This is a genomic window from Methylobacter sp. BlB1, from assembly GCF_015476545.1.
In the GTDB taxonomy this organism is placed as follows: domain Bacteria; phylum Pseudomonadota; class Gammaproteobacteria; order Methylococcales; family Methylomonadaceae; genus Methylobacter.
This window is the reverse complement of sequence record NZ_JADMKV010000004.1, coordinates 85,875-98,556: the sequence shown is the minus strand read 5'-3', so window position 1 is coordinate 98,556 and position 12,682 is coordinate 85,875. Positions and strand designations below refer to the sequence as shown.

Sequence of the window (12,682 nt, the reverse complement as noted above, 5' to 3'; positions counted from 1 at the left end):
CATTTACAAAACAGCTAGTATCTGTTAGTTGTTGATAAGGCCTATATCAGGCTCCATGGTTCACAGAGATGGAAGTCAAGTGAAATTCCATCAGATATTTAGATAAAAAGAGGTAGGGACTCGATACAAAATTGTAATTAAAATTAGAATATGCTAATATTCTTTTCAAATATTGTTCTTGTAGTGTAACACGCACAATATATCCTTAAGTGATGGTGATCATTTAGGCAAAATGCAAAGCAACTAATAATGAGGGTGTAACATGGCTCGTATAGTAATTTTAGGCGCCGGCATTGGCGGTGTACCAATGGCTTATGAAATGAAAGAAACGGTAGGGAAAAAACATGATGTGATTGTGATTTCCGATACGCCTACGTTTCATTTTGTGCCGTCAAATCCTTGGGTTCCACCGCGGTGGCGTAAGCCGGAAGAGCTGAAGATTGAATTAGCGCCGATTATGAAAAAGAAAGGTATTGAATTCATTCAAAAAGCGGCGTCAAAAGTAGATCCTGTAAACAATCAGGTGCAGTTGGCAGATGGCTCTGCAGTGCCTTATGATTTCCTGGTCATTGCGACCGGTCCTCGCTTGGCATTCGATGAGGTGCCGGGTTTAGGTCCCGAGGGCTATACATCATCTGTCTGCCATGTGGATCATGCCGAAGTTGCGGCTCGGGACTGGGATAAATTCATGGAAAATCCGGGGCCTATCGTTATCGGTGCGGTTCAGGGAGCATCCTGCTATGGTCCTGCATATGAATATTTAATGATTATTGAAACGGAATTGCGTAAACGCAAGATTCGCGACAAGGTGCCAATGACTTTTGTGACGGCAGAGCCATACATCGGTCATCTAGGCTTGGGCGGCGTAGGCGATACCAAAGGTTTATTGGAAAGCGCATTGCGTGACAAGAGTATTAAATGGATAACCAATGCCAAAGTCGACAAGATTGAAGATGGCATGATGTATGTCACGGAAGTCGATGATGAAGGCAAAGACAAGAAAAAACATGAGCTGCCGTTTAAGCATTCGATGATGTTGCCCGCCTTTACCGGTGTTGATGCGGTGCGAAAAGTCGATGCGGCGGGATTAGTTAATCCGCGCGGTTTTGTTCTGGTGGATAAGTATCAGCGCAATCCGACTTTCAAAAATATTTACTCGGTCGGCGTCTGCATCGCGATTCCGCCGGTAGAGCCAACACCAGTGCCAGTAGGCGCGCCCAAAACCGGCTATATGATTGAGTCTATGGTAACGGCTACGGCGCATAACATCGCCAGTGAACTGGACGGTAAGGAGCCTAGTTATGAGGCTACTTGGAATGCGCTATGTCTGGCTGACTTTGGCGATTCCGGTGTCGCATTTATGGCCAAGCCGCAAATTCCGCCGCGCAATGTGACCTGGTCAGCAGAAGGCAAGTGGGTGCATCTGGCGAAAATCGGTTTCGAAAAGTATTTTATGCGTAAGATCAGAAAAGGCATCAGTGAGCCATTGTATGAAAGAATGATGCTTAAACTGATGGGTGTCGTACGCTTGAAATAGAGGAGAGTAGATGACTATTGATCGTGTGGTATTTGCCGTGGCAGGCAGTTTTATTCTGATCAGTTTGCTGCTGGCGCATTTGCATTCTGAAAACTGGTTGTGGTTTACAGCATTTGTCGGGGCAAATTTATTTCAATCTGCTTTTACTGGCTTTTGTCCATTAGCCATGATACTGAAAAAGCTGGGCGTCAAGCCTGGCTGTGCTTTTTAAGCATTGCTTTGCAGAAACGTAACAGCGTCTAGAAAATCGCCTGTTACGTTTCTGCCGCAAACTTTATTTTCCGGTATAATTTGCCTATTTTTAACTCAAGGTTAAGGCGTTATGTCGGAAATCAATAAAGTAGTACTGGCTTATTCCGGAGGTTTGGATACTTCCGTCATTCTCAAATGGTTGCAGGATGTCTATTCTTGCGAAGTTGTCACTTTCACCGCCGATTTAGGTCAGGGCGAAGAGGTTGAGCCGGCCCGGGCCAAAGCGCAAGCGCTGGGCATTAAGGAAATTTATATTGAAGATCTGCGTGAGGATTTCGCGCGCGATTATGTTTTTCCGATGTTCAGGGCCAATACGATTTACGAAGGCGAATATCTGCTCGGTACATCAATTGCCCGTCCTTTAATTGCCAAACGCCTCATCGAAATCGCCAATGAATCGGGCGCTAGCGCGATTGCTCATGGCGCAACCGGCAAAGGTAATGATCAGGTGCGCTTCGAGTTAGGCGCTTATGCGCTGCGTCCAGATATCCGGGTCATAGCGCCTTGGCGCGAATGGGATTTAACTTCCCGGCAAAAGCTGCTGGACTATGCTGAAAAGCATGGCATTCCCGTTGAAATGAAAAAAGGCAAGGCATCGCCTTATTCAATGGATGCCAATCTGCTGCATATTTCTTATGAAGGCCGTATTCTGGAAAACCCTTGGACAGAACCTGAGGAAGATATGTGGCGCTGGACCGTATCCCCTGAGGCAGCCCCTGATCAGCCGACCTACATCGAATTGACTTACCGTCAGGGGGATATTGTCGCGATTGACGATGTTCCGCATACGCCTGCCGAAGTTCTGCAGAAATTAAACAAAATAGCCGGCGAGAACGGCATTGGTCGTCTCGACATCGTTGAGAACCGCTATGTCGGTATGAAATCGCGCGGTTGCTATGAGACGCCGGCCGGCACGGTCATGCTGAGAGCGCATCGTGCGATTGAATCAATAACACTGGATCGCGAAGTGGCGCATTTAAAGGATGAGTTGATGCCGCGTTATGCTTCGCTGATTTATAACGGTTACTGGTGGAGTCCGGAGCGCAAAATGTTGCAACAAATGATCGATGCGTCTCAGGAACATGTCAACGGCAAAGTCAGACTGAAGCTCTACAAGGGTAATGTAATCGTAGTCGGCCGTCAGTCTGAAACAGACAGTCTGTTCGATGAAAGTATTGCCACGTTCGAAGAAGATGGCGGTGCTTATAATCAGAAAGATGCCGAAGGTTTCATCAAGCTGAATGCATTGAGAATGAGAATAGCAGCTAAAAGAAACCGCTAATCATTAAACACAGCCGCACGATCTTTAGAATCGTGCGGCTGTGTTTTGCAGTTTGAGACGGCAAGTTTCTCTTATAAAACGCACGACAAATTTCATTAAACTTGTATAATTGCCTGATCAGGTAGTGGCGCTGCCAATTATAAAAATAATATTTTTTCAGCCGGAATGTCGCTATTTATGGATTTCTGGTTGAGGGGAAGTGGATAATGAGCGATATGCGAGAGATAAATTCAGAGATTGTTGATGACCAGAGAGGGCGCCCTGTGATTCTGCAAACAATACCGTCGCATCAGGGATTAATAAAAACCAACAAGTTGTTGCTGACTGTAGTGTTTTTCTTGATGACTGTCGTCTTGATATTGGGCTTTTTGTTATTTCCAACGCATGATGTTGTGCCCAATTATAGAAAAGCTACTCCATCTGAGATTTATGCCGCTGAAATGAATTCAGTATTATCTGCCGAAGTTAATACGCTCAAAGGTCAGCTTATTGGTTTAATCAGTGGTTCAATTGAAAGCAAATTAAGAACTTTGGAAGAGAGTATACGCTTAGGCGCTGTTTCCAGTTCTCTAGGTACGATAGAAGATTTAAAGAATGACGTTAAAGTGCTGCGCTCCTATTCAGACCCTGCTCAAAAAGAGCAAGTGGCTGTCGATAGTGAGCAGATCATGCTGGAAATGTCGCAATTAAAAAATCTTATTTATCTCACTCTCGCCTCTTGTGGGTTAATGTTGGCCGCATTGGCTGGAATCTGGATCAAAAATCGTAATCGATTGCCTTATAAAGAAATCAAAAGAAGTTATTTAGGCAGAAATTAAATATTTTTCCAATCTTATACATACTAAAAAGCCGCCCTAATCTGTGATTACGGCGGCTTTTTTTATACCGGTTTAGCTAGTAAAAACTTATTTGCTGCCCAGGTATTTGTATAAAGCGTCAAGCGCTTGATCTTCGCCGTAACCGGCTTTTTTAACAGGGCCAACAGCCATGATGGCTTCCATAGCTTTTGGCATGCCGCCTTTGCCTTCTTTAATAACTTGTTCGAATTTTGCTCTGTCCAGTTTGCCGGATTTAACCAAGTCGAACAGTTGTGGGTTTGATGCGATGTCATGGCAAGTGCCGCAACCACGACCGAAAGCGCGCTCATAAATTTTTTGACCGATTTCGACATCTTCTGAAGCAAATGCTTGCGAACTTAAAGCGATTAAGGCAACGCCCGCTAATGAACCTAATGATTTTTTCATATTGACCTCTCTTGGTGATTAAAAAAGACTGTAATCATTTATTTAACAAATACAGCCCAATTAAAAAGTTAAAGCCGCAAAGGATAGGGAATTTGGCAGTAAAATTCAATCCTTTTATTTAATTTATATGGTTATTATTTACTTGGAATCCATTATCATTAAGTTATGTGAATAATAACTGAATTGTTCAGATTATTTCATTCTGTAAGCGCAGAAAACCATTAGCTGATAATTTAGCACGCCGTAACCGTGTGAGGTTTTTGAGCTATTTCAATGGGCCAAAATTAATTTTCTGAAATTTGTTTCGTCTAGGTTTGTATTCAGCCATCGTCAATAACCGGATAGTAATTCTTAAGAAAAATGCTCCGTATGAAACCAATCCAATTTGTCGTGTAATGTCACGACAGTACCAATAATGATCAATGTTGGGGGTTTGATGTCTTGGCCAGCTACCAAACCGGGCAAGGATTCCAATGTGCCGGTAATAACCCGTTGGTTGGCTGTGGTGCCTTGTTGCACCAAGGCAACTGGCAAATCTTTAGGACTGCCGTGCTCAATTAAAGATTGGCATATTTTTTCCAGTCCGACCAGCCCCATATAGATGACAATGGTTTGATTGGGAGCCGCCAATTGTTTCCAGTTCAGATTGATGGAATTGTCTTTTAGATGGCCAGTCACGAAAGTGCAGGACTGGGCATGATCTCTATGTGTCAGCGGAATGCCGGCATATGTGGCGCAGCCTGAAGCGGCGGTAATGCCTGGCACAACCTGAAAATTGATTCCCTGTTGCATAAGGGTTTCTATTTCCTCGCCGCCGCGGCCGAAAATAAAAGGGTCGCCGCCTTTTAGTCGGACCACGCGTTTCCCTGCTTTCGCCAAATTCGCCAGCAGGATGTTGATGGATTCCTGCGGGAGCGCATGGTTATAGCGTTGTTTGCCGACATAGATTTTTTCCGAATCTCGACGGGCTAAATCGAGGATCTCGGGCGAGACCAGCCGGTCGTAGACGACTACGTCAGCCTGTTGCATCAGCCGCAGAGCGCGAAAAGTCAACAAGTCGGCTGCGCCGGGGCCGGCTCCGACCAGATAGACTTCGCCAACATTAATGTTTTCTTTCTGATTAGTGAGCGTCTGCTCGAGCTTTTGTTCAGCTTCCTGTTCTTTGCCGGAGAAAATCAATTCGGCAATGGAGCCTTGTAATGCATTCTCCCAGAAAATCCTGCGCTGAGCCGGCTCTTTAATGACTTCTTTAACGCGTGATCTGAATTTTTCGGCAATATGAGCCAGTCGGCCGTAAGACGGCGGAATCAGGCTTTCTATTTTAGCTCGAAGCAGCCTAGCTAAAACCGGCGAAGCGCCGCCGGATGATACGGCGGCAACGACAGGCGAACGATCTATAATGGCAGGAAAGATGAAGCTGCAAAGTTCGGGACTATCGACCACGTTCACGGGGATATTTTGTTCAGAGGCTGTTTTGGCAACTAATTTATTCGTATCGGCATTGTCGGTAGCCGATACGACCAGTCTGAATCCATGCAGGTCGGACGGGGAAAAAGTTTTCTTCAGTATGTTCAGATTGTGAGGCTCTCTCAGATTGGCAACGGCGGTGCTTATTTCACTGGCGATGACAGTGATTTTTGCATCGGCTCGAGCCAATAAATCAATTTTGCGAGCGGCGACTTCGCCAGCACCGACAACGAGACAATTCTGATCTTTAAGTTGTATGAAAATTGGAAAATAATCCATTGTATTACTATGATTCGCGGATTAAGTAGAGAATGGTATTATAAGCATTCTGAAGCAAGTTAAGAACTTTTATAACCAAGCAATGATTGAATTTAACCTCGAATTAGATGCCAGCGGCTTAAATTGCCCCCTGCCTTTGTTGCGCCTGAAAAAAACATTGACGGAAATGACCAGTGGAGATGTTGTCAAGGTAATTGCGACAGATCCTGCTGCGCATTTGGATTTTGGCGTTTATTCTGACCAAACAGGCAATCAAATCGTTAAATTTATAAGAGAATCGGAAAGACAGATTTTTTACATCAAGAAGAAATGATCAGCTTGGCGGCAGATAGGGCGGGGTATCCGACTGATCCCGAACCGTAGGTATAACAAATAATAAAATGGGGAGCTGCAATAAAGATGGACATAGTGAAAATCAGATTTCTTCCAGGTGAGCCTCTGCATCGCCGGTTTTTAGTGCTCAATTGCATGTATCCATAACCTAGAATGTAGACATCTGCTCAATGTTATCAGGCGAATTCATATGATTTCATGGCTTGATTCATCATCTATTTAGCCGATTCTGCATATCCTATGCGCTATGAGAAATTCGGACTATCCGCAATTGTCAAGATGCCTTCCGTCATCAGATTTTTAGCGCTTGCCATTTTTGCATTATTGCTGGTTATCATCAGCCCTATAGGGTACTCCGAGCCTGAAACTAATGCCCACTTAGACGGCAATACACTGTATTTTTATAATTCGGAGACCAATATAAATAATTATGTTTCATTGAAAATTGCATTTGATACCTATTTTGCAAAATTTGGGGCTTTCCATTTTCAGCCGTTCAGCGACAAGGATATTTTTGAGAAAACTCTCATAGAGAAGCAAGACGGGGGATTTTTACTTTCCAGCTGGCATTACCGCATTTTACAAAAAAAAATACCGATGACGCCGGTTTTGGTGGGGGTGTCGCACGGTAAATCGACTCAGCGCAAGGTTCTGTCTGCAAGAAATCAGATTGAGAAAGTTGAGTTATTAAAGGGCGGAAAAATTGCTTCGGCAGCTAATGAAGCCTATACCCGAACCATTCTTAGCCAGATTCTGGGCGCGAAAAGTGCAGAGATTCTTGCACAGATAGAGTTGATTCTGGTGCCGAAAGATATTGATGCCTTAATGGCAGTGGGCTTTGGCATGGCCGATGCAGCTTTAACCACAGAAGACAGTCTTGAAAATCTCGCGAAAATTAATCAGAAGCAGTACAGCATGCTGAATCGTTTGGGAGCAAGCGAGAAACAATTTCTCACATTGGCTGTGGTGCCGAAAAAGACGGCTATGAATAGCGCTGCCTTGCTTGAAATTTTAGAGGGCATGAGCAAAGCCCCTGAGGGAGAAAGTAAGTTGAGAATGCTTGGTCTTGATGGTTGGCGAAAGCTCACTCAGTCTGAGCTCAAGGAGCTTGAGCCCTAGTATGATGATAAATATGGCAAGCACTATTGCAGACTGTTTTTTAATCTTGCGAGCAGCATTCGCCAGGAGAATATGCGTGCTATTGTCTATGTCAGTGCTGGCATTATTTCAGGCAGGTGAAGCGAGGGCGGAAGAAAGCAGAGGCATATTGATTCTTAATTCGAACTCCGCGGTAAAAAACTATGAATTGGCCCAAGCGGCGTTTGTAGCAAATTCGGCAGAAATAAAGGCCAAAATAAATCTTGGGGATAGTTCAAACGATATCGATACAGTCAGAGAACGGATTCGGCAAGTCAATCCTGATGCAATTTATGCAATTGGTTCAAAAGCTTACTTGCTGGCACATGATATTGCGGAAGATAGAAAAATAATTTTTTCATCCGTACTGAATTGGCAGCGCTTGCCGATGAGTAAGCATTCTTATGGTGTTTCCAATGAGTTATCGTCGGGCATGCAGTTGATGACTTACCGTTATCTTTTCCCGAAGCTGAAAAAGATCGGGATCATTTATAGTGAGAAATTTAATAAGGAATGGTTGTCGGCAGCAGCTGAAACCGCAACAGATGTGGGCATGGAAATCGTTAGCATACCCATTGTCGAACCGGCAGAGCTGGCTTCTACCCTGGAAAAACTTTTGCCGTCAGTGGATGTGCTATGGCTTATTTCCGATCCAGTCGTTCTTGCTGATCAAGAATCTGCGCTTGAAATCTTTAACCGGAGCGCGACGGCGAAAAAGCCGGTCATCGCTTATGCTGAAATATTTTCTACATTGGGCGCAACGCTGGTGATATCGGCTGATATTTCCACGATGGGCCTGCAGGCGGCAACTCTGACGAGAGATTTGCTGGAGCATAAAGAGGTTTTGCGACCCGTGGTTGATCCCGCCGGTTCTTATATTATGCTTAACATGAAGAAAGTGAAGGAATATGGATTAGATTTGAATAACGAAGCCTTGGGTTCGGTTAATCAAATTATCGAATAATCTTTGATAGATCAACCTGAGAATAGAACAAATGGTTAAACGGAGTATTTACAAAAAGCTGCTTGTGACGATGGTGGGTTTAATTATCGCCTTGTTGACCATGTTGACCTTTGTTCAAATCAAGTTTCAAAAAGATATGTTTGAAAAGGAACTGGATAAACGCATTGCGTTGATGAAAGGAAAATTGATAGATAGAGGACAAATTCTATCCGACAGCTTATCCGGCCAGGTTAAAGACGGCATCGCTTCGGTTAATCTTTCACACGTTTCCGATCTGTTAAGGAATGCAGTGCAGGAGAATGGAGAGCTTTATTACATAATCCTGATGCAGTCCTCCGGCATGGCGTACATTCATACTTTAAAACCACAGCTTGAAATGGAGATCCTTGCCGAGAAAGAAGACGTGTTTGCAGCCAGCCAAAATACCGCAACGGTTAATGAATATGTCAGCAACGGTAAATCTGTTATGGAATTCATCATGCCGATTCAGGTGAGTGCGGAACCTTGGGGTGTTCTCAGGCTGGGGTTTTCACTGGATCTTCTTAATCAGGAAATCGCTAACTCGCGAAAGGAAAGCGCCGAGCAGATTCGTGTAATGATAACGCGGCTATTAATGATTACGATTGCTTTCATTCTGATAGGTGCCGGTATCGTGTTATTCATATCCGAACGCCTGTCCAGGCCGCTGTTGCAATTGACTCATTTGGCAAACCAGCTAGCCCGGGGCGATTTTGAGGTCAGCGACTATATCAAAGGAACCCCGGAAGGTGAAATCGGCGCTTTAACGACAGCGTTTGTACAAATGGCCAGGAACCTAAGGGTTTCTTACGACAAGCTTGAAGAATACAGCCGGACGTTAGAGCAGAAAGTCTTTGAGCGCACCTCCGAACTGGCTGAAGCGCGGGATCAAGCGATTGCTGCTAATAAAAGCAAATCGGAGTTTCTGTCAATCATGAGTCATGAGATTCGCACGCCGATGAATGCCATTATCGGCATGACCCGGTTGGCGCTGCAGACGGAAGTTACAGCCAAACAGCGCGATTATCTGACTAAAGTTCAAACCTCCTCTCATACGCTGCTCGGCATCATTAACGATATCCTGGATTTTTCGAAAATCGAAGCCGGGAAACTGGAACTGGAGGCCATCGCGTTTAATCTGGATGACGTGCTGAATAATCTTGCCAATTTGATGAGTGTTAAAGCCGAAGAAAAAGGTCTTCAGATACATTTTACCACTGGCCGTGATGTGCCTTTGTATCTGATAGGTGATCCGCTCAGACTAGGCCAAGTATTGCTTAACTTGGTCAATAATGCAGTAAAATTTACCCAATATGGCGAAATCGTCGTTAATGTTGCATTGGCTGAAGACGATGGCCGGCAAGTCAAAAGAAATGGTCAGGTAGTGCTTGAGTTCTCTGTCAAAGATACCGGCATAGGCTTAACGAAAGAACAAATAAGCGGTTTATTTGAATCTTTCAGCCAAGCCGATAAATCAACTACCCGCAAATATGGCGGGACAGGCCTGGGGTTGGCAATCTGCAAGCGGATGGTGGACATGATGGGAGGGCGCATCAACGTTACCAGCGAAGTGGGAAAAGGCAGTATTTTTTCCTTTACCGCCGCCTTCGAGCAGTACCAGGGAGTTGATCAGGGATGTATTGCCTCGCTTGAGGATTTTCAGGGCATGAAGGCATTAGTCGTGGATGATAATGCGACATCCCGGAATGTTCTACGTTCTTACCTGGAGTCATTTTCTTTTCAAGTGGATCAAGCCAATACCGGCGAGCAGGCGATTCAGATGCTGGAAAATGCTCCCGTTGAAGATCCTTATCGCCTTGTCATCATGGACTGGAAACTGCCCAAAATAGACGGCATTTCAGCGGCACGCCATATTAAGAATGATCCCAAGATTATTCATACTCCTTACATTATCATGATAACGGCTTATAGCAGAGAGGATATCATTCAGCAATCAAATGACGCCAACCTGGACGGGTTTCTTATCAAGCCGGTGCATCCGTCGGTGCTGCTTAATGCAGTTATTGATGTATTCGTTCAAAATCGTTTTGACGAAAATCCTGTCCAGCACGTTCTTGATGCGGCAATGAATGATAAAAAATTATATAAAACTGAAGGAAAAAAACTGCTGCTGGTAGAAGATAACGAAATTAATCAACAGGTTGCGAAAGAAATACTGGAAAAGGAAGGTTTTGACATCGACATTGCTGCAGATGGACTGGAAGCCGTGCAAAAAATACGAGCCAAACGCTTCGATGCGGTATTGATGGATTTGCAAATGCCGATGATGGACGGTTATGAGGCGACACGCATTATACGTTCCGAGCCACAGTTTGACGATCTGCCGATTATTGCCATGACGGCTCATGCCATGACCGATGTCAAGGAGAAGTGTTTGAGCATCGGCATGAATGGATATATAGCCAAGCCAATAGATGTCGATGAGTTAGTGGCAAACCTGCTTGATTCAATCAAACCGGAAATGCGGAAAATGCCGGATTCCACTTTGGAGACAGCCGATACGCAAGCAAAGACATTACCGGCCTACTTGCCCAGCATCGATTGGCGGTTGGGGTTGAAGAGCGTTGCAGGCAATGCTCAATTATTTCATGAGCTGCTGCTGAAATTTCATGAAGATTTTGGCGATGCGGCAACTCGACTGGAGGCATTTCTGCAAACAGGCGATAACGAATCGGCTTTGGCATTACTGCATTCATTGAAAGGCGTTGCGGGCAATCTTGCCATGCCTGAATTGAAAGATAGAGCAAACGCACTGGAAACAGCCATCGCAAAGCAGCAAGCATCGGTTCCCGGGTTATTGATTGAATTTTCCAGGGCTCAACATAGAGTGCTTGAGTCAGTTGCCCGGTTGAAAACTTATGAGTCTACAGAGTTGCCGGATTACAATAACAATGCTGTCGAGCCCGATTTATCGCTGGTTGAATCTTTATTGAATGATTTATTTGACGCCTTGAATGGAAGCCGTCTGGATGCAGACTATCATTTTAAAGAACTGAAAAAGATTATCCAAAATTCACGGCATAGTAATAATCTCAGATTACTTGAGAAGGCGATCAATCAATTTGATTTTGCTGCTGCCCAATCTGTCTTACAGGATATTGTGCTGGTTTTATTTGATAAGAAATTAACGCAAGCGACTGTATCCTCAGAAACTGATAACAGACAAAAGATATTGATTGTCGATGATATGCCTGTAAATATCCTGACATTAGGAGAAGTCCTGAGGTCTCGTTACGATATTGTGGCGGCCGTAGATGGAAGAAAAGCCTTATCTATAGCTCAGTCAGATCAGCCTCCCGATCTGATTTTACTGGATATTGAAATGCCCGACATGGATGGGTGGCAGGTTTGCAGACATCTGAAAACAACTGAAAAAACACGCAATATTCCGGTCATCTTTATTACGGGCCACGACGAAGTTTCCGAAGTGATGGCGGGCTTTGAGTCGGGAGCCGTCGATTACATCAGCAAACCGTTCAATATATCAGTCGTTCAGGCCAGGGTTCAGACTCATCTGGCGCTTAAAAAGCAACGCGACTTGTTAGAACAGCTGGCAAGCGTGGACGCATTGACAGGCATTCCCAATCGCCGCATGTTCGATGAGTATTTCGCCAGAGAATGGCGCCGCTCCATGCGTTCGGCATCGCCCATCTCTCTCATCTTCATGGATGTAGACTTCTTCAAAGCTTACAATGATAACTACGGCCATGCGGAAGGGGATCGCTGCCTGGAGAATATTGCCGCCATACTGAAGCATACGCTTAAGCGGGTTACTGATTTTGTGGCGCGTTATGGCGGTGAGGAGTTTGTCGCTGTATTACCGGAGATGAATCTGGACGAAGCGGTGGAGATGGCTGAAAGCATGCGTAAAAATGTCGCCAGTTCCAATATTCCTCATGCCTATTCCGAAGTAGCCGATCGGATAACGTTGAGTCTTGGCGTGAGCAGTGTAATACCTGTTGCAGACATATTGCCCGAAGACCTGATAAAGACCGCCGATGCTGCGCTTTATATGGCGAAAGAAAACGGCCGGAATCAGGTTGGTGCAAAATTGACTGGAATTAAAGATGCGCTATGAGATGTGCAATAAACCTCTGCTCCTTATTCCTGAACCGGAGCAACGGCGATATTTCCCTTTAATGAAGCAT

10 protein-coding genes are annotated in these 12,682 nt (G+C 44.8%); 8 read left to right on the top strand and 2 right to left on the bottom strand.

What is annotated here, in order from left to right; translation table 11 throughout:
* Positions 1 to 262: 262 nt before the first annotated feature.
* The 4 genes from IT781_RS03210 (at position 263) to IT781_RS03195 (ending at position 3,889) form a co-directional block, all read left to right on the top strand.
* Positions 263 to 1,537 (top strand): NAD(P)/FAD-dependent oxidoreductase, encoded by a 1,275-nt coding sequence (locus tag IT781_RS03210; RefSeq protein ID WP_194968688.1) that lies wholly within the window; start codon positions 263 to 265, stop codon positions 1,535 to 1,537.
* Positions 1,538 to 1,547: 10 nt separating this feature from the next.
* Positions 1,548 to 1,748, top strand: coding sequence for a DUF2892 domain-containing protein (locus IT781_RS03205; RefSeq protein ID WP_194968687.1), 201 nt, complete (start codon positions 1,548 to 1,550; stop codon positions 1,746 to 1,748).
* A gap of 111 nt (positions 1,749 to 1,859) precedes the next feature.
* Positions 1,860 to 3,071, top strand: a complete 1,212-nt coding sequence (locus tag IT781_RS03200; RefSeq protein ID WP_194968686.1) for an argininosuccinate synthase — start codon at positions 1,860 to 1,862, stop codon at positions 3,069 to 3,071.
* Between the two features lie 206 nt (positions 3,072 to 3,277).
* Positions 3,278 to 3,889: a hypothetical protein gene (locus IT781_RS03195; protein ID WP_194968685.1), complete on the top strand. Its 612-nt coding sequence runs from the start codon at positions 3,278 to 3,280 to the stop codon at positions 3,887 to 3,889.
* Between the two features lie 87 nt (positions 3,890 to 3,976).
* On the opposite strand, the gene IT781_RS03190 is transcribed toward IT781_RS03195, so the two are convergent.
* Entirely contained in the window at positions 3,977 to 4,315 is a 339-nt protein-coding gene (locus IT781_RS03190) for a cytochrome c (RefSeq protein WP_194968684.1), read from the bottom strand.
* 351 nt (positions 4,316 to 4,666) lie between these two features.
* Positions 4,667 to 6,061 (bottom strand): siroheme synthase CysG, encoded by a 1,395-nt coding sequence (gene cysG / locus IT781_RS03185; protein ID WP_194968683.1) that lies wholly within the window; start codon positions 6,059 to 6,061, stop codon positions 4,667 to 4,669.
* 82 nt (positions 6,062 to 6,143) lie between these two features.
* Between cysG and IT781_RS03180 the strand changes: the two genes are divergently transcribed.
* From IT781_RS03180 to IT781_RS03165, 4 genes are all read left to right on the top strand, one after another.
* On the top strand, positions 6,144 to 6,374 hold the full coding sequence (locus tag IT781_RS03180) for a sulfurtransferase TusA family protein (protein ID WP_194968682.1): 231 nt from the start codon (positions 6,144 to 6,146) through the stop codon (positions 6,372 to 6,374).
* A gap of 260 nt (positions 6,375 to 6,634) precedes the next feature.
* A complete protein-coding gene (locus IT781_RS03175; protein ID WP_194968681.1) occupies positions 6,635 to 7,513 on the top strand; it encodes a PhnD/SsuA/transferrin family substrate-binding protein in 879 nt (292 codons plus the stop codon).
* Positions 7,514 to 7,526: 13 nt separating this feature from the next.
* Positions 7,527 to 8,495, top strand: a complete 969-nt coding sequence (locus IT781_RS03170) for an ABC transporter substrate-binding protein (protein WP_194968680.1) — start codon at positions 7,527 to 7,529, stop codon at positions 8,493 to 8,495.
* A 31-nt stretch (positions 8,496 to 8,526) separates the two neighbouring features.
* On the top strand, positions 8,527 to 12,612 hold the full coding sequence (locus IT781_RS03165; protein ID WP_194968679.1) for a response regulator: 4,086 nt from the start codon (positions 8,527 to 8,529) through the stop codon (positions 12,610 to 12,612).
* Positions 12,613 to 12,682 lie beyond the last annotated feature (70 nt).

What these genes read in the sequence shown, in the direction of transcription:
- IT781_RS03200 (WP_194968686.1), top strand. Translation starts at nt 1,860, where the DNA reads ATGTCGGAAATCAATAAAGTAGTACTGGCTTATTCCGGAGGTTTGGAT.
- IT781_RS03190 (WP_194968684.1), bottom strand. Translation starts at nt 4,315, where the DNA reads ATGAAAAAATCATTAGGTTCATTAGCGGGCGTTGCCTTAATCGCTTTA.
- IT781_RS03170 (WP_194968680.1), top strand. Translation starts at nt 7,527, where the DNA reads ATGGCAAGCACTATTGCAGACTGTTTTTTAATCTTGCGAGCAGCATTC.
- IT781_RS03180 (WP_194968682.1), top strand. Translation starts at nt 6,144, where the DNA reads ATGATTGAATTTAACCTCGAATTAGATGCCAGCGGCTTAAATTGCCCC.
- IT781_RS03205 (WP_194968687.1), top strand. Translation starts at nt 1,548, where the DNA reads ATGACTATTGATCGTGTGGTATTTGCCGTGGCAGGCAGTTTTATTCTG.
- IT781_RS03175 (WP_194968681.1), top strand. Translation starts at nt 6,635, where the DNA reads ATGCGCTATGAGAAATTCGGACTATCCGCAATTGTCAAGATGCCTTCC.
- cysG (WP_194968683.1), bottom strand. Translation starts at nt 6,061, where the DNA reads ATGGATTATTTTCCAATTTTCATACAACTTAAAGATCAGAATTGTCTC.
- IT781_RS03210 (WP_194968688.1), top strand. Translation starts at nt 263, where the DNA reads ATGGCTCGTATAGTAATTTTAGGCGCCGGCATTGGCGGTGTACCAATG.
- IT781_RS03195 (WP_194968685.1), top strand. Translation starts at nt 3,278, where the DNA reads ATGAGCGATATGCGAGAGATAAATTCAGAGATTGTTGATGACCAGAGA.
- IT781_RS03165 (WP_194968679.1), top strand. Translation starts at nt 8,527, where the DNA reads ATGGTTAAACGGAGTATTTACAAAAAGCTGCTTGTGACGATGGTGGGT.